This is a genomic window from Ralstonia soli (assembly GCF_023955655.1).
In the GTDB taxonomy this organism is placed as follows: Bacteria; Pseudomonadota; Gammaproteobacteria; order Burkholderiales; family Burkholderiaceae; genus Ralstonia; species Ralstonia soli.
Window position 1 is genome coordinate 38,316 of record NZ_JAMXHT010000011.1, and the last position, 16,618, is coordinate 54,933.

Genomic DNA, 16,618 nt, shown 5'->3' on the forward strand with positions numbered 1-16,618 from the left:
CTCCTTTGTGGAGTGCCGGGCTTTTTTGTGTCCTGCGGCCGGGTTTGTGCAGGATGATGGGCAAATGCCACTACAATCAGGCACAACTTCCTGATTTCACGCGATTTTGTCTGTTTCCAACGTTTTTTTCGTCGGCCTGATGGGCGCGGGCAAGACCACCGTCGGCCGGGCGGTGGCGCGTCGGCTTGACCTGCCGTTCTTTGATTCCGACCACGAGATCGAAGCGCGCTGCGGCGTTCGCATACCCGTCATCTTCGAGCACGAGGGCGAAAAGGGTTTCCGTGATCGGGAAACCCACGTGGTCGACGAGCTTACCGCGCGTAATGGCGTGGTCGTGGCGACCGGCGGCGGCGCGGTGCTGCGCCCCGAGAACCGGGCGTTCCTGCGCGAGCGCGGCACCGTCATCTACCTGCGCGCCAATCCGCATGATTTGTATCTACGTACACGCCACGATAAGAACCGGCCGCTTCTGCAGACCGAAAACCCGCGTGCCAGGCTTGAAGAGCTCCATGCGATCCGCGATCCGCTGTACCGCGACGTGGCGCACTTTGTCATCGAAACCGGCAAGCCCACCGTCGCCCAGCTTGTTAATATGGTGCTGATGCAACTCGAGGTGGCCGGCATTGTGGCGCCGCCCGCGGGTTCTCCCACCCCCTCGCAAGTCTCCCGCCAGTCATGATTACCGTTGATGTCGACCTTGGCGACCGCGCCTATCCGATCCATATCGGGTCGGGGCTGCTGTCCAAGGCTGAGTTGTTTGCTCCCCATATTCGCGGCGCGCGTGCCGTCATCGTCACCAACGAGACCGTTGCACCGCTGTATGCGGCCAAGGTCGAGGGGGCCATCCGTTCGCTCGGCAAGGCCGTCGACACGGTCGTGCTGCCCGATGGCGAATCGTTCAAGAAGTGGGAAACGCTCAACCGCATCTTCGACGCGCTGCTGACCGCGGGCGCCGACCGCAAGACCACGCTCGTCGCCCTGGGCGGCGGCGTGATCGGCGACATGACCGGCTTTGCCGCCGCCTGCTACATGCGCGGCGTGCCGTTCATCCAGGTGCCGACGACGCTGCTGTCGCAGGTCGATTCGTCGGTGGGCGGCAAGACGGGCATCAACCACCCGCTGGGCAAGAACATGATCGGTGCGTTTCACCAGCCGCAGGCGGTGCTGGCCGATATCGACACGCTGCGCACCTTGCCTGCGCGTGAGCTCGCCGCCGGCATGGCCGAGGTCATCAAGCACGGTGCGATTGCGGATGCCGATTACTTCGCCTGGATCGAGCAGAACATCGCTGGCCTGAACAACTGCGATACCGATCTGATGGCTGAAGCTGTGCGGGGCTCGGTGCGCATCAAAGCTGCAGTGGTGGCGCAGGATGAGCGTGAAACCGGCCTGCGCGCCACCCTCAACTTCGGACACACCTTCGGCCATGCCATCGAGGCCGGCCTGGGCTACGGCGAATGGCTGCATGGTGAAGCCGTCGGCTGTGGCATGGTGATGGCGGCCGATCTGTCGCATCGCCTGGGCTTCATCGACATCGACACGCGCAACCGCATCACCGCCCTCACGCGCGCGGCCAACCTGCCGACCGTGGCGCCCGACCTGGGTGTCGAGCGCTTCATCGAGTTGATGCGCGTGGACAAGAAGGCCGAGGCCGGCGAGATGAAGTTTGTGCTGCTGCGCAAGCTGGGCCAGGCGTTTGTGACCACCGTGCCCGACGCCGATCTGCGTGCCACCCTGCAGCACGCCGTGCTGCGACCACCCACCGAGGCGCCCGTCGCCTGACGCCAGAAGAGATGGCCCGATGAACGATCGCCTTGATGTGACCCCTGCGCCGTTCGACCTCGAGGGCCATCTCGCTCCCTACGCCGCGCATGCGGCGCAGACGCGCGGCCGCGTGCATGCCGAGCCGCCATCCACCTCCCGCACCGAGTTCCAGCGCGACCGCGACCGCATCGTCCACAGCACCGCGTTCCGCCGGCTCGAATACAAGACGCAGGTCTTCGTGAACCACGAGGGCGACCTGTTCCGCACGCGCCTCACGCACAGCCTGGAAGTCGCGCAGATCGCCCGCTCGATCGCGCGCAGTCTGCGCCTGAACGAAGACTTGGTCGAGGCGATCTCGCTGGCGCACGATCTGGGCCACACGCCGTTCGGGCACGCGGGGCAGGATGCGCTCAACGACTGCATGAAGCCGTACGGTGGCTTTGAGCACAACCTGCAGAGCCTGCTGGTGGTCGATCGGCTGGAAGAGCGCTACGGCGGGTTCGACGGCCTGAACCTGACGTTCGAGACGCGCGAGGGCATCCTCAAGCATTGCTCGCGCAACAACGCGGCCACGCTGGGCGACCTGGGGCGGCGCTTTCTCGAAGGGCAGCAGCCGTCCATGGAGGCGCAGTTGGCCAATCTCGCCGATGAGGTGGCCTACAACAACCACGATATCGACGATGGCCTGCGCTCCGGCCTGATCACGCTGGAGCAACTGGAAGACGTGCCGCTGTGGGCCATCCAGCGCCGTGAAGCCGAATCGGCATTTCCGAATGCGGGCGGCCGACGCCTGATCAACGAAACCATCCGCCGCATCATCAACGCGCTGATCGTCGACCTGATCGGCACCACGCGTGCCGGGATTGCCGAGGCTGCACCGCAGAGCATCGACGACGTGCGTGCTGCGCCGCCGCTGGTAGCGTTCTCCGAGCCGATGCGCGAAGAGGCGCGCGTGCTCAAGCGCTTCCTGTTCGACAATCTCTACCGCCATTACCTCGTGATGCGTATGGCCGCGAAGGCGCGCCGCATTATTGACGACCTCTTTGGCGCGTTCCTGGACGATCCACGCCTGCTGCCGCCGCAGTACCAGGCCACGGCCAACCCTGATGAGCAGCCGCGCTGGATCGCGCACTACATCGCCGGCATGACAGACCGGTACGCCATCAAGGAGCATCGCCGCATCTTTGCCGTCGATGCGGTTTGAGCTGGATATCGGACTGTTCTGAGTGACCGGGCATGGGGCGGCCCCTACGATGACAGCCAATCTGTCATTCCGCTCATCTCATGCGCCGTCTTCTCCTGCCGTTGTTGATCGCCTCGGCGGTCAACGCACATGCCGCCAGCCCGGCGGATCATTTTGACTATCAGCACCAGGCCGAATGGCACGCGGTGCATGATGCTTTCCAGTCGCCCATCGACATCCGCACGGCCGATACGGTTGCGGCGGACGACGACGAGCCCGACGTCATTCGCTCGCATTACGGCGAGGTCAAGGCCACGGTGGTCGACACGGGCCACGCACTGCAGGTGAACGTGCCCGGCGGCGACGTGAAGATCCGCGGCCGCCACTTCATGCTGCGCCAGTTCCATTTCCACGCGCACAGCGAACACACCATCGACGGGCGCTGGTATCCGGCCGAAGTGCATCTGGTCCACACGGCAAAAGACGGCCGCATGGCGGTGATTGGCGTGATGCTCGTGCCGGGTGAGGCTAATCCCGTACTGGATGCCGTGCTCAAGGTCGCACGCAAGGGCGAGGCGCATGCGGTGCCCGACGTGATCATCCCCGGCAAGCTGCTGCCCCGAAGCGACGTCTACTACCATTACCTCGGTTCGCTGACCACGCCGCCGCTCACCGAAAACGTTGAGTGGTACGTGCTCAAGCAGCCGATCACGGCGTCGCCCGATCAGCTCGATGCGCTGCGCAGTTTCTACGCCGACAACTTCCGCCAGCCTCAGCCGCTCGATGGCCGCGTCGTCACGCAGTTCGATCCGGTCGCGCTCAAAAAGTAAGCGCCCAAAAAAAAATGCCCGGCCGCCCCAACGCATGCCGGGCCGAACGCGCCAACCACCGCCGACGAGCGCCCCCGCCGTCGACGGCCCCTGCGGCACGTCGGTAAAGTCGATCAGGACAGTGTCAGTTCGCTGATCGCCTCCCTTAAAAGCGATAGCCCAGGCCCACGCCCAGGAGCCACGGGTCGACCTTGACCTTGCTGATGGTCTGGCCGCCCATCTTTACGTCGGCGCTGATCCACGTTTTCTTCAGGTCGACGTTGAAATAGAGGTGCTCGGTCAGGCGGTAATCGAAGCCGGCCTGCAGCGCGGGGCCGAAGCTGTTCCTGCTCAGATCGAGCTGGCCGACGCCCGGCACCTGCAAGTCCACGTTCGAGATGTGCGTGTAGTTGATACCTGCGCCCACGTACGGCTTGAAGCGCGGTAGCTGCGACGGGGGCGTGAAGTGGTACTGCAGCGTCAGGATCGGCGGCAGGTGGCGGAAACTACCGATCTTGGTCGGGCCACCCAGCGCGCTTTGCATGACCGTCACGTCCTGCTGTTGCGGGTAAGTCAGGATCAGCTCGGCCGCGATGTTCGGCGTGAAGAAGTACGAGATGTCCAGCTCGGGCAGGACCTTGTTGTTGATCTGGATGGCATCGGCCGGAATGGCCAGCGCGGGCACCGGGTCGGACTTGTTGGCCGCGGTCAGGTTGACGGCGCGCAGACGCACCATCCAATTGCCCGTGGCCGGCGCCAGATCCGCACTCTGCGCAAAGGCGGTCTGGCTCAAACCTGCGGTAAGGATTCCGGTGGCTGCCGCTACGGCGGCTAGGCGGAGAATTGCCATGAATTTGCTCCCTCTTGTGTCGTCTTTTGATGTGATGGGAGCCAGTCTCGCGGGGAAGCCATCCTGCCGATTTGCTCCGGATCAAGTTCACCCCGTCGCCGATGACGCACGTGGCCACCGATTTGACGCCGCGCAAACTCTGCGTTGCGTCGGGGCAACCGCCCAGCAACCGTTTGCTTGGCAAAAATTGGGGACAGATTCCGCCTGCGCAGGCTACGATAGGTGCTTTGCACCCGGTTTTCCACATGGCTCGCCTGCCTCGCCTTAGTCCCGTCGATGTTCCCGTGCACGTGTTGCAGCGCGGCAACAACCGGCAAGCCGTGTTTCGCGGCGACGACGACTACGCGTTCTACCTAGATACCCTGCGCATGGCCGCCCGCGAGCACGATTTCGCCATCCACGCCTTTGCGTTGATGCCGAATCATGTGCACCTGGTTGGGACGCCCAAAGTGGCCGATAGCCTCTCCCGTACGCTGCAGGCGGTGGGGCGGCGCTATACGCGGTACTTCAACGCCGCAGCGGACCGTAGCGGCACGCTCTGGGAAGGGCGTTTTCGCTCGACGGTGCTGGACCCGGTTGAATGGGTGCTTCCGATGCTGCTGTATGTGGAATCCAACGCTGTGCGGGCTGGGGTTGTGGCCACGCCGGAAGAGGACCGCTGGAGCACATACCGTCACCACGTCGGTATTCAATCCATTCCGTGGGTGAGTGACCACTACTGTTATTGGCGGCTGGGCAACACGCCATTCGAGCGTCAATCGCGCTATCGAACGCTTTGGCACGAAGGGTTGGGTTCGGACCAGCTCGCCCAGATCCGCCAGCATGTGCACAGCGGTTGGCCCTTGGGGAACGACGCTTTCCTCACCACGCTGGCGCGCGCCGGCGGGCGCCGCGTCGCGCCTCTGCCGAAAGGACGGCCTCCTCGCCAAGCCGCAGAAACGGTGGCGGAGGGGCAACTCCCCGTCGAGTAGCAAGATAGGTGCGCCGGGCGCGCGAAGGCGGTGCACTGCGGGTCAATTTAATCTGTCCCCAAATAAATACCCGCACCGCAAGCGTGCATTTCTTAATTTACTCCGACCCCATTTAAAACCTTTTGCGTGTTACGGAACGCTCTTTTATATTCGTTCCACCCCGCATTCATGGTGCGGCGCGCCATTGGTTGTTTTTGCCTGCATCCGCACCACCGCGAGGGCTTTCTACGGCGTGTCGTACCGATAACATCGGAAGATCGCCGTGGAACAACAATCCTTCCCCATCGCGCCGTCGACCTCGTCGACCCCGTCGGCCCAGGGTCTGTACGACCCGACCAATGAACACGACGCTTGTGGCGTTGGCTTCGTCGCTCATATCAAGGGCAAGAAGAGCCACGAGATCGTCCAGCAGGGTCTGCGCATCCTGCACAACCTCGATCATCGCGGCGCTGTCGGTGCCGACCCGCTGATGGGCGACGGCGCGGGCATCCTGCTGCAGATTCCCGACCAGTTCTTCCGTGAAGAAATGGCCAAGCAGGGCGTGAACCTGCCTCCGGCCGGTGAATACGGCGTCGGCATGATCTTCCTGCCGAAGGAACACGCCTCGCGCCTGGCTTGCGAGCAGGAGCTCGAGCGCACCGTGCGCCTGGAAGGCCAGGTCGTGCTGGGCTGGCGCGATGTGCCGGTCGACAAGACCATGCCGATGTCGCCCACGGTGCAGAAGACCGAGCCGGTGATCCGCCAGATCTTCATCGGTCGCGGCCGCGACATCATGACCACCGACGCGCTGGAGCGGAAGCTGTACGTGATCCGCAAGACCGCCAGCCACGCCATCCAGGCACTCAAGCTCAAGCATGGCAAGGAATACTTCGTGCCGTCGATGTCGGCGCGCACGATCGTCTACAAGGGCCTGCTGCTGTGCGAACAGGTCGGTCGCTACTACCAAGACTTGGCTGACCCGCGTACGGTGTCGGCCCTGGCGCTGGTGCACCAGCGTTTCTCGACCAACACGTTCCCGGCCTGGGAACTGGCGCACCCGTACCGCATGGTCGCGCACAACGGTGAAATCAACACGGTCAAGGGCAACGTCAACTGGATCAACGCACGCACGGGCGGCATCTCGTCGCCGGTGCTGGGCGACGACCTGCACAAGCTGTGGCCGCTGATCTACCCGGGCCAATCGGATACGGCATCGTTCGACAACTGCCTCGAACTGCTGACGATGGCCGGCTACCCGCTGGCCCAGGCGATGATGATGATGATTCCGGAAGCGTGGGAACAGCACACGCTGATGGACGACAACCGCCGCGCCTTCTACGAGTACCACGCCGCGATGATGGAGCCGTGGGACGGCCCCGCCGCCATCTGCTTTACCGATGGCCGCCAGATCGGCGCAACGCTCGACCGTAACGGCCTGCGTCCCGCACGCTACTACGTGACCGACGACGACATGGTCGTGATGGCGTCCGAAGCGGGTGTGCTGCCGATTCCCGAATCGCGCATCGTCAAGAAGTGGCGCCTGCAGCCGGGCAAGATGTTCCTGATCGACATGGAGCAAGGCCGCATCATCGACGACAAGGAGCTCAAGGACAACCTGGCCAACGCCAAGCCGTACAAGAGCTGGATCGACGCCGTGCGCATCAAGCTCGACGAGCTCGAAGCCAAGCCGGAAGACGTGGCCGCCGAGACCAAGCCGGCCGCCAAGCTGCTGGACCGCCAGCAGTCGTTCGGCTACACGCAGGAAGACGTCAAGTTTCTGATGACGCCGATGGCCGCCAACGGCGAAGAAGCCGCCGGCTCCATGGGTAACGACAGCCCGCTGGCCGTGCTGTCGAGCAAGAACAAGCCGCTGTACAACTACTTCAAGCAGCTCTTCGCGCAGGTCACGAACCCGCCGATCGACCCGATCCGCGAAAACGTGGTGATGTCGCTCGTCTCGTTCATCGGGCCGAAGCCGAACCTGCTCGAGCTGAACAACATCAACCCGCCGATGCGCCTTGAAGTGAGCCAGCCCGTGCTGGACTTCAAGGACATGGCGAAGATCCGCAACATCGAGCACTACACCGGCGGCAAGTTCATGGCTTACGAGCTGAACATCTGCTACCCGGTGGCGTGGGGTAAGGAAGGCATCGAAGCGCGCCTGGCCTCGCTGTGCGCCGAGGCGGTGGACGCCGTCAAGTCGGGCTACAACATCCTGATCGTGTCGGACCGCGCGGTCGACGAGAAGCAGGCTGCCATTCCGGCGCTGCTGGCCACGTCGGCCATCCACCATCACCTGGTGGATGCGGGTCTGCGCACGAGCACCGGTCTGGTTGTCGAAACGGGTTCGGCCCGCGAAGTGCACCACTTCGCGCTGCTGGCCGGCTACGGCGCCGAAGCCGTGCACCCGTACCTGGCGATGGAAACGCTGGCCGAACTGGCGCCGGGCCTGGGCGTGACGCCCGAGAAGGCGGTCTACAACTTCACCAAGGCGATCGGCAAGGGCCTGCACAAGGTGATGTCCAAGATGGGCATCTCGACGTACATGTCGTACACCGGCGCGCAGATCTTCGAAGCGATCGGCCTGTCGCGCGAGCTGGTGGACAAGTACTTCCACGGCACCGCATCGAACGTGGGCGGCATCGGCATCTTCGAAGTGGCGGAAGAAGCCCTGCGCCTGCACCGCGACGCCTTTGGCGATGCGCCGGTGCTGGCCAACATGCTCGATGCCGGCGGCGAATACGCCTACCGCGTCCGCGGCGAAGAGCACATGTGGACCCCGGATTCGATCGCCAAGCTGCAGCACGCCACGCGCGCGAATTCGTACCAGACGTACAAGGAATACGCCAACCTGATCAACGACCAGAGCAAGCGCCACATGACGCTGCGCGGCCTGTTCGAGTTCAAGGTGGAGCCGGCGCGCGCCATTCCGCTGGAAGAAGTGGAATCGGCCAAGGAAATCGTCAAGCGCTTTGCTACGGGCGCGATGTCGCTCGGTTCGATTTCGACCGAAGCCCACACCACGCTGGCCGTGGCGATGAACCGCATCGGCGGCAAGTCGAACACGGGTGAGGGCGGTGAAGATGAGCGTCGTTATCGCAATGAACTGCGCGGCATCCCCATCAAGCAGGGCACCAAGCTGTCGGACGTGATCGGCCGCGAAGTGGTCGAGCGCGATCTGGAGCTGCAGGAAGGCGATTCGCTGCGCTCGAAGATCAAGCAGGTGGCGTCGGGCCGTTTTGGCGTGACGGCCGAGTACCTGGCCTCCGCTGATCAGATCCAGATCAAGATGGCCCAGGGCGCCAAGCCTGGCGAAGGCGGTCAGCTGCCCGGCCACAAGGTCACGGACTACATCGGCAAGCTGCGTTACGCCGTGCCGGGCGTGGGCCTGATCTCGCCGCCGCCGCACCACGACATCTACTCGATTGAAGATCTGGCGCAGCTGATCCACGACCTGAAGAACGTGAACCCGGCATCGGACGTGTCGGTCAAGCTGGTGTCGGAAGTGGGCGTGGGCACGGTGGCTGCGGGTGTCGCCAAGGCCAAGGCGGATCACGTGGTGATCGCTGGTCATGATGGCGGTACCGGTGCTTCGCCGTGGTCGTCGATCAAGCATGCCGGTACGCCGTGGGAACTGGGTCTGGCCGAGACGCAGCAGACGCTGATGCTCAACGGCCTGCGCAACCGCATCCGCGTGCAAGCTGACGGTCAGATGAAGACCGGCCGCGACGTCGTGATCGGCGCACTGCTGGGTGCCGATGAGTTTGGCTTCGCCACCGCACCGCTGGTGGTCGAGGGCTGCATCATGATGCGCAAGTGCCACCTGAACACCTGCCCGGTGGGCGTGGCGACGCAGGATCCGGTGCTGCGCAAGAAGTTCTCGGGTAAGCCAGAGCACGTGGTGAACTACTTCTTCTTCGTGGCCGAAGAAGTGCGCGAGATCATGGCGCAGCTGGGCATCCGCTCGTTCAACGAACTGATCGGTCGCGCAGACCTGCTCGACACCAAGGCCGGCATCGAACATTGGAAGGCACGCGGCCTGGACTTCGCGCGCATCTTCTACCAGCCGGCCAAGAAGGAAGGCGAGTCGTGCTACCAGGTCGACGTGCAAGACCATGGTCTGGACCGCGCGCTGGATCACCAGCTCATCGAGAAGGCCAAGGCTGCGCTGGAGAAGGGCGAGCGCGTCTCGTTCATCCAGCCGGTACGCAACGTCAACCGCACCGTGGGCGCGATGCTCTCGGGCGAAGTCGCCAAGCGCTACGGCCACGAGGGTCTGCCGGATGATTCCATCCACGTGCAGATGCAGGGCACGGCCGGTCAGTCGTTCGCGGCGTTCCTGGCGCACGGCGTGACGCTGGACCTGGTGGGCGATGGCAACGACTACGTGGGCAAGGGCCTGTCCGGCGGCCGCGTGATCGTGCGTCCGCCGCACGAGTTCCGTGGCGAGCCGACGTCCAACATCATCGTCGGCAACACCGTGCTGTACGGTGCGCTGGCGGGTGAGGCGTTCTTCAACGGCGTGGCCGGCGAGCGCTTTGCGGTGCGTAACTCCGGCGCCACCACCGTGGTGGAGGGCACCGGCGATCACGGCTGCGAGTACATGACCGGCGGTACTGTGGTCGTGCTGGGCGCCACCGGCCGCAACTTCGCGGCAGGCATGTCGGGCGGCGTGGCTTACGTCTACGACGAGGACGGCCTGTTCGACAAGCGTTGCAATACGGCGCAGGTCGCACTGGAGTCAGTGCTGTCGGCCGCCGACCAGGAGAAGGCGCACACGCCGGCAACCTGGCACAAGGTGGGCGGCGAGCGCGTGCTCGACGAGCAACTGCTCAAGGCGCTGGTGGAAAAGCACTTCCGCTACACCGGCTCCGAGCGCGCCAAGGAACTGCTGGCCGATTGGAACAACGCGCGCCGCCGCTTCGTCAAGGTCTTCCCGACCGAGTACAAGCGCGCACTGGCCGAGATGTACGAACGCGAGCAGGAAGCTGGCCGCGAACAGATTGCAGCTTAATCCTGCGGCCTGAGCGCAATCCAAGCGACTTGGCGGTTGGTTAGGCTAACCAACCGCCGCCACCGAATACAACGCAACTGATAAGACGGCTTGATGCGCGAGCGCATCGGGTCAGGAAGGACACCATGGGCAAGGCGACCGGTTTTCTCGAATTTCCCCGCCAGAACGAGGCATACGAAGCGCCCGAAGCGCGCGTGAAGCATTACAAGGAGTTCGTGTTCGCACTGGCGGACAACGAAGCCAAGATCCAGGGCGCACGCTGCATGGACTGCGGCATTCCGTTCTGCAACAACGGCTGCCCGGTCAACAACATCATCCCGGACTTCAACGACCTGGTGTATCGCCAGGACTGGAAGACCGCGATCGAGGTGCTGCACTCGACCAACAACTTCCCCGAGTTCACGGGCCGCATCTGCCCGGCACCGTGCGAAGCGGCTTGCACGCTGGGCATCAATGAACTGCCGGTCGGCATCAAGTCGATCGAGCACGCCATCATCGACAAGGCCTGGGAAGAGGGCTGGGTCGCGCCGCAAGTGCCGAAGCACAAGACTGGCAAGACCGTCGCCGTGGTCGGCTCCGGCCCCGCCGGCATGGCCGCTGCGCAGCAACTGGCACGCGCCGGCCATGACGTGACGCTGTTCGAAAAGAACGACCGCATCGGCGGCCTGCTGCGTTACGGCATCCCCGACTTCAAGCTGGAAAAGGCGCAGATCGACCGTCGCATGCAGCAGATGGAAGCCGAAGGCGTGACGTTCCGCACCGGTGTGATGGTGGGGGATAAGACCGTGCCGGCCGGCATCGTCAACGACGCACGCGAAGTCATCTCCGCCGACGACGTCCTCAAGCAGTTCGACGCCGTCGTGCTGACGGGCGGCTCGGAAGTGCCGCGCGATCTGCCGGTGCCGGGCCGCGATCTGGACGGCGTGCACTACGCGCTCGAATTCCTGATCCCGCAGAACAAGGAAGTGGCCGGCGACGCCCCGAACCCGATCCGCGCCGACGGTAAGCACGTCATCGTGATCGGCGGTGGCGACACGGGTTCGGACTGCGTGGGTACGTCCAACCGCCATGGCGCCGCATCGGTCACGCAGTTCGAACTGCTGCCGCGTCCGCCCGAAGAAGAGAACAAGCCGCTGGTGTGGCCGTACTGGCCGATCAAGCTGCGCACGTCGTCGTCGCATGACGAGGGCTGCGAGCGCGACTGGTCGGTTGCCACCAAGGAACTCATCGGCGAGAACGGCCGCGTGACGGGTCTCAAGGCGGTCCGCCTGGAATGGAAGGACGGCAAGATGAGCGAAGTCGAAGGCAGCGAGTTCACGCTCAAGGCCGACCTCGTGCTGCTGGCGATGGGCTTTACCAACCCGGTCGGCGGCGTGCTGGATGCCTTCGGCGTGACCAAGGATGCGCGCAACAACGCGCGTGCCTCCACCGAGGGTGACAACGCCTACGCCACGAACGTGCCGAAGGTGTTTGCTGCGGGCGATGTGCGCCGCGGCCAGTCGCTGGTCGTGTGGGCCATCCGCGAAGGCCGTCAGGCTGCCCGCTCGGTGGACGCGTTTCTCATGGGCCATACGGAACTGCCGCGCTGACCACGCGGTTGACCGTTTGACTCAGGGCCCGCTTCGGCGGGCCTTTTTCTTTGGCGCCTGCTCTGGCGCCGCCGCAGTTATGCCTCATGGTTTACATCGACATGGTTTACATGAGTGCAGGGCGGGTCGGTGGATTTCTAGAATGAGACTTCCCCGTGATCCCCGACTCGCCTCATGCGACCCAGTGTCCGTGCCGTGCCCGCAGCTGTGCCCGACGTGCCCGATCGGCAACGGCGTCGGGCCATGGCCTGGCTTGGGATGCTGCCTGCAGTGCTCGCCGCGCCGGCGCATGCGTTGTTGCTGGGGTATCCCTCGCAGCCGCTGCGGCTGGTCGTGCCGGCGCCCGAGGGCAGCGCATTTGATGCGCTGGCTCGGGCCCTCGCAGCGCAACTGCAACAGCAGGTCAGCCTCCCGGTAGGCGTCGAGGACCGTCCTGCCGCCAACGGCATGGCCGCCGGCGAAGCCGTCGCGCGGGCGCCGTCCGATGGCCACACGTGGCTGCTCCAGCAAACCACGTTCGTCGCTCAGCCAGCGTTGGAGTCGGCATCCTACGATCCGCTGCGCGACTTCCAGCCGGTGGCGATGGTGGCCACGCTGCCCGTGTTTCTCGCTGTCGATGCGCGTTTGCCGATCCGTTCCATTACCGAGTTGCTCGCTCAGGCGCGCGGCGAGTCTGTCACCGTCAACTGCGGGTCGGACATTGTCGGCACGTGGTCGCATCTTGTCGCCGCGCAGTTCGTGCGGGAGTACGCGTTCCACGCGCCGCATGTGACTGTTCGCGGAGAGGCCGGTCTCGTGCAGCAGGTGCTGGCGGGGCGCATGGCGGCATGTTTCGCCTGTTATCCGAGTGTCGCGGCCGCAGTGGCCAACGGCCAGTTGCGGTTGCTTGGTGTGACGGGTGGCGCACGCTCGCGGTTTGCGCCCACCGTGCCGACGTTGCGCGAAGGCGGCCTCGCCGGATTCGATCGCAGCGCTTGGATCGGCACGTTCATGCCCACGCGCACGCCGCGGCCGCTCTCGATGCGCGCGGCGGCCGAACTGCGCCGCGCCGTTTCTTCGAGCGACGTACGTGCCACATTGCGTGCTGGGGGGTTCGAGCCCGAATGGGATGCTCCGGATGCTTTTGCCCAGACAGTGCGCCGCGATGCCACTCACTGGCAGGCCATGATCCGCGAGGCCGACTTGCGGCTCGATAGCGGCGAATAAGTCGTTTCTCTGTCCCACTGTGCATCCCCTTCAGCAAGCCGCAAGACCCTCGCAGTGGGGCGCGGCGCCCAAGCCACACTCTTTGTCGGTAAAGGTTGCGTGACTGACGGGCTACGCGGGTTTCCACCTATAATGGCGGGCCGCGCTTACCCGGCGCGGCAAGTCAGGACAACAAGATGCGGCAGCACAAAGCCGCCAACCGGTCACCAAACCGCCGAGCCCTCAGCACCGAACTCCACCCGCCGTGTCCACCCCCACCCAGCCATCCAACGCCGTTGTCGAACTCGATCATGTCGACTTCGCCTACCAGCCAGGTGCGCGGCGCATCCTGTCCGGCCTGTGCATGCGAGTGCCCAAGGGCAGCGTGGTGGCGGTCATGGGCGGCTCGGGTTGCGGCAAGACCACGATCCTGCGACTGATCGGCGGGCAGGTGGGCGCAGCCGCCGGCACCGTACGCGTGCACGGCCAGGACATCGGCGCCATGGACAAGCGTGCGCTGTACGCCGCACGCCGCCAGATGGGCATGCTGTTCCAGTTCGGCGCGCTGTTTACCGACATGTCCGTGTTCGACAACGTGGCATTTCCGTTGCGCGAACACACCGAACTCCCGGAGCCGCTCATCCGCGACCTCGTCCTGATGAAGCTCAACGCCGTCGGGCTGCGCGGTGCGCGTGACCTCATGCCTTCGGAGATTTCCGGCGGCATGGCGCGACGCGTGGCACTCGCGCGTGCGATCGCGCTGGACCCGTCGCTCATCCTCTACGACGAGCCGTTCGCCGGGCTGGACCCCATCTCGCTGGGCCTGACCGCCTCGCTGATCCGCAAGCTGAACGACGCACTGGGCGCGACCAGCATCATCGTCTCGCACGATGTGCAGGAGACGTTCCACATTGCCGACTACGTCTACTTCATTGCCAACGGTGGCATTGCCGCCGAGGGCACGCCGGCCGAGCTGACCGCCTCGACGGACCCGTTCGTGCGCCAGTTCGTGCACGGTGAGGCGGACGGCCCCGTGCCGTTCCACTATCCGGGCGTGCCGCTGGCTGACGACTTCGGTCTGGGCAAGGACGGGACGAATGGAGGTGGGCGATGATCTCCACCATCGGCTTCCTCGTCCGCACGCTTATCGGTCGCCTCGGTTATGCGACGCGCATGCTGTTGGCCCTGTTCGCCGCCTTGGGTGATGTGCTGCGCCGTCCGCGCCTGATGGTCGAGCAACTGCGCTTCATCGGCAACGACTCGTTCATCATCATCGCGGTCTCGGGCCTGTTCGTCGGCTTCGTGCTGGGGCTGCAGGGCTACTACACGCTCAATCGCTATGGTTCCGAGCAGGCGCTGGGCCTGCTGGTAGCGCTGTCGCTGGTGCGCGAGCTGGGCCCGGTGGTGACGGCGCTGCTGTTTGCCGGCCGCGCCGGTACGTCGCTCACGGCCGAGATCGGTCTCATGAAAGCCGGCGAACAACTGATCGCCATGGAAATGATGGCCGTCGACCCGCTGGCCCGTGTGCTGGCACCGCGGTTCTGGGCGGGCCTGATCGCCATGCCGCTGCTGGCGGCGATCTTCAGCGCGGTGGGTATTCTGGGTGGATACTTTGTGGGCGTCGGCCTGATCGGCGTGGATGCCGGCGCGTTCTGGTCACAGATGCAGGCCGGCGTGGATGTGATGGACGACGTTGTCAACGGCGTCATCAAGAGTGTCGTGTTTGGCGTGGCCGTGACCTTCATCGCGCTGTATCAGGGCTACGAGGCCAAGGCGACGCCCGAAGGCGTGTCGCGAGCCACCACGCGGACGGTGGTGATCGCGTCCCTGGCCGTGCTGGCGCTGGACTTCGTGCTGACCGCGTTGATGTTCAGCTAAACAGAAGCCGTCTGGCTGCCGTTCAAAGAGAAAAGATCATGCGTAAGAGCCTCCTCGATTTCTGGGTCGGACTGTTCGTGCTGGTGGGCATCGTGGCGCTGCTGTTCCTGGCGCTCAAGGCCGGCAACATGAGCGCGTTCTCTTTCGCCAAGAGCTATCAGGTGAAGGCGTCATTCGACAACATCGGCGGGCTGAAAGTGCGCGCGCCAGTCAAGAGCGCGGGCGTGGTGGTCGGGCGCGTGTCGCAGATCCTGTTCGATGACAAGAGCTACCAGGCGATCGCCGTGCTCGACATGGACCAGCGCTACCAGTTTCCGAAGGACAGCTCGGCCAAAATCCTGACCTCGGGCCTGCTGGGCGAACAGTACATTGGTATTGAGCCGGGCGGCGACTCGGCCATGCTGGCCAGCGGCAGCAAGATCACCATGACGCAGTCTGCGGTGGTACTGGAGAACCTGATCAGCCAGTTCCTCTACAGCAAAGCGGCAGATGCCGGCGCTGGCAGCAGCAATGGCGGGTCGGGCGGCGCCAAGCCGGCCGGGGGCAGTGGGAGTCAATAAACCATGAAAACAACAACATCCATCCGTACGCTGCGCGGCTTTGCGCTGGCGTTGGCCGCAGGCGCTACGTTGCTGGCAGGCTGCGCCACGGGGCCGAACGCCAATACGGCTGACCCGATCGAGCCATTCAACCGCGAAGTTTTCCGCATTAATGAAGACCTCGACAAGGGCGTGCTCAAGCCGGTTGCGCAAACCTATGTGGACGTGGTGCCGTCGCCGGCGCGCACGGCCGTGTCGAATTTCTTCTCCAATGCGGGCGACGTCTATTCGGCCATCAACAACCTGCTGCAGCTCAAGGGCACCGCCGCGCTGGAAGACACCATGCGTGTGGCCATCAACACCGTGCTGGGGCTGGGCGGGCTGATCGATATCGCCTCGGACGCCGGTCTGCCCAAGCACAAGGAAGATTTTGGCCAGACGCTTGGCGTGTGGGGTGTGCCGGCCGGTCCGTACGTCGTGTGGCCGCTGCTGGGGCCCAGCACCGTGCGTGATACCGCTGGCTTCCTGGTCGACTGGCAGCTGGATCCGCTCACGTACTGGCACGACAGCGCGATCACGTACTCGCTGGCTGCGTTGCGCGTGGTCGACGTGCGCGCGAACCTGCTCGGCGCCAGCAACGTGCTGGAGCAGGCTGCCGTCGACAAGTACACCTTCCTGCGCGACGCCTACCTGCAGCGTCGCCGCTACCTGATCTACGACGGCAACCTGCCCGAAGACCAGGATGGCAAGACGGCGCCGGATACGGGCGATGCGACGGTCTCGCCCTATCAGCGTTTTACGCCCAATTGGCCGGTGTTCCGCCGCTGATGCGGTACACGTAACAACGTCGCCTCAAA

13 protein-coding genes are annotated in these 16,618 nt (G+C 64.5%); 12 read left to right on the forward strand and 1 reads right to left on the reverse strand.

Translation table 11 applies throughout. The annotated features are described in order from the left end of the window. Nucleotides 1-106: 106 nt before the first annotated feature. The 4 genes from NG900_RS24660 (at nucleotide 107) to NG900_RS24675 (ending at nucleotide 3,777) form a co-directional block, all read left to right on the forward strand. The gene (locus NG900_RS24660; RefSeq protein ID WP_252684699.1) at nucleotides 107-679 is read left to right on the forward strand and encodes a shikimate kinase; all 573 of its coding nucleotides are present in this window, start codon (nucleotides 107-109) and stop codon (nucleotides 677-679) included. After that, on the forward strand, nucleotides 676-1,782 hold the full coding sequence (gene aroB, locus NG900_RS24665; protein WP_252684701.1) for a 3-dehydroquinate synthase: 1,107 nt from the start codon (nucleotides 676-678) through the stop codon (nucleotides 1,780-1,782). Before NG900_RS24660 ends, aroB begins: the two co-directional genes overlap by 4 nt. Nucleotides 1,783-1,801: 19 nt before the next feature. Beyond that, a complete protein-coding gene (locus NG900_RS24670; RefSeq protein WP_252684703.1) occupies nucleotides 1,802-2,968 on the forward strand; it encodes a deoxyguanosinetriphosphate triphosphohydrolase in 1,167 nt (388 codons plus the stop codon). A gap of 80 nt (nucleotides 2,969-3,048) precedes the next feature. Further along, nucleotides 3,049-3,777 carry a carbonic anhydrase gene (locus NG900_RS24675; RefSeq protein ID WP_252684705.1) on the forward strand — a complete coding sequence of 243 codons (729 nt, stop codon included), beginning with the start codon at nucleotides 3,049-3,051 and terminating at the stop codon, nucleotides 3,775-3,777. 145 nt (nucleotides 3,778-3,922) lie between these two features. Here NG900_RS24675 and NG900_RS24680 read toward each other — a convergent pair whose 3' ends face one another. Next, the gene (locus tag NG900_RS24680; protein WP_252684707.1) at nucleotides 3,923-4,606 is read right to left on the reverse strand and encodes an OmpW/AlkL family protein; all 684 of its coding nucleotides are present in this window, start codon (nucleotides 4,604-4,606) and stop codon (nucleotides 3,923-3,925) included. Between the two features lie 245 nt (nucleotides 4,607-4,851). Between NG900_RS24680 and NG900_RS24685 the strand changes: the two genes are divergently transcribed. The 8 genes from NG900_RS24685 to NG900_RS24720 all read left to right on the forward strand — a co-directional run bounded on the left by NG900_RS24685 (nucleotide 4,852) and on the right by NG900_RS24720 (nucleotide 16,589). Further along, nucleotides 4,852-5,577, forward strand: a complete 726-nt coding sequence (locus NG900_RS24685) for a transposase (RefSeq protein WP_252684709.1) — start codon at nucleotides 4,852-4,854, stop codon at nucleotides 5,575-5,577. Nucleotides 5,578-5,839: 262 nt separating this feature from the next. After that, a complete protein-coding gene (locus tag NG900_RS24690; RefSeq protein ID WP_252684711.1) occupies nucleotides 5,840-10,570 on the forward strand; it encodes a glutamate synthase-related protein in 4,731 nt (1,576 codons plus the stop codon). A 125-nt stretch (nucleotides 10,571-10,695) separates the two neighbouring features. Beyond that, nucleotides 10,696-12,159: a glutamate synthase subunit beta gene (locus NG900_RS24695; RefSeq protein WP_252684713.1), complete on the forward strand. Its 1,464-nt coding sequence runs from the start codon at nucleotides 10,696-10,698 to the stop codon at nucleotides 12,157-12,159. A gap of 174 nt (nucleotides 12,160-12,333) precedes the next feature. Then, nucleotides 12,334-13,365: a tripartite tricarboxylate transporter substrate binding protein gene (locus NG900_RS24700; RefSeq protein WP_252684715.1), complete on the forward strand. Its 1,032-nt coding sequence runs from the start codon at nucleotides 12,334-12,336 to the stop codon at nucleotides 13,363-13,365. A 244-nt stretch (nucleotides 13,366-13,609) separates the two neighbouring features. Continuing rightward, nucleotides 13,610-14,458 carry an ABC transporter ATP-binding protein gene (locus NG900_RS24705; protein WP_252684717.1) on the forward strand — a complete coding sequence of 283 codons (849 nt, stop codon included), beginning with the start codon at nucleotides 13,610-13,612 and terminating at the stop codon, nucleotides 14,456-14,458. Further along, nucleotides 14,455-15,222, forward strand: coding sequence for a lipid asymmetry maintenance ABC transporter permease subunit MlaE (gene mlaE / locus NG900_RS24710; protein ID WP_252684719.1), 768 nt, complete (start codon nucleotides 14,455-14,457; stop codon nucleotides 15,220-15,222). Before NG900_RS24705 ends, mlaE begins: the two co-directional genes overlap by 4 nt. Before the next feature lie 38 nt (nucleotides 15,223-15,260). Next, a complete protein-coding gene (mlaD, locus tag NG900_RS24715; protein WP_252684721.1) occupies nucleotides 15,261-15,782 on the forward strand; it encodes an outer membrane lipid asymmetry maintenance protein MlaD in 522 nt (173 codons plus the stop codon). 3 nt (nucleotides 15,783-15,785) lie between these two features. Then, nucleotides 15,786-16,589, forward strand: coding sequence for an MlaA family lipoprotein (locus NG900_RS24720; protein ID WP_252684723.1), 804 nt, complete (start codon nucleotides 15,786-15,788; stop codon nucleotides 16,587-16,589). Nucleotides 16,590-16,618 lie beyond the last annotated feature (29 nt).

Excerpts from the sequence above, each read along its gene's own strand:
- aroB (WP_252684701.1), top strand. The coding sequence starts at position 676 with ATGATTACCGTTGATGTCGACCTTGGCGACCGCGCCTATCCGATCCAT.
- NG900_RS24670 (WP_252684703.1), top strand. The coding sequence starts at position 1,802 with ATGAACGATCGCCTTGATGTGACCCCTGCGCCGTTCGACCTCGAGGGC.
- NG900_RS24675 (WP_252684705.1), top strand. The coding sequence starts at position 3,049 with ATGCGCCGTCTTCTCCTGCCGTTGTTGATCGCCTCGGCGGTCAACGCA.
- NG900_RS24680 (WP_252684707.1), bottom strand. The coding sequence starts at position 4,606 with ATGGCAATTCTCCGCCTAGCCGCCGTAGCGGCAGCCACCGGAATCCTT.
- NG900_RS24685 (WP_252684709.1), top strand. The coding sequence starts at position 4,852 with ATGGCTCGCCTGCCTCGCCTTAGTCCCGTCGATGTTCCCGTGCACGTG.
- NG900_RS24695 (WP_252684713.1), top strand. The coding sequence starts at position 10,696 with ATGGGCAAGGCGACCGGTTTTCTCGAATTTCCCCGCCAGAACGAGGCA.
- NG900_RS24700 (WP_252684715.1), top strand. The coding sequence starts at position 12,334 with ATGCGACCCAGTGTCCGTGCCGTGCCCGCAGCTGTGCCCGACGTGCCC.
- mlaE (WP_252684719.1), top strand. The coding sequence starts at position 14,455 with ATGATCTCCACCATCGGCTTCCTCGTCCGCACGCTTATCGGTCGCCTC.
- mlaD (WP_252684721.1), top strand. The coding sequence starts at position 15,261 with ATGCGTAAGAGCCTCCTCGATTTCTGGGTCGGACTGTTCGTGCTGGTG.
- NG900_RS24720 (WP_252684723.1), top strand. The coding sequence starts at position 15,786 with ATGAAAACAACAACATCCATCCGTACGCTGCGCGGCTTTGCGCTGGCG.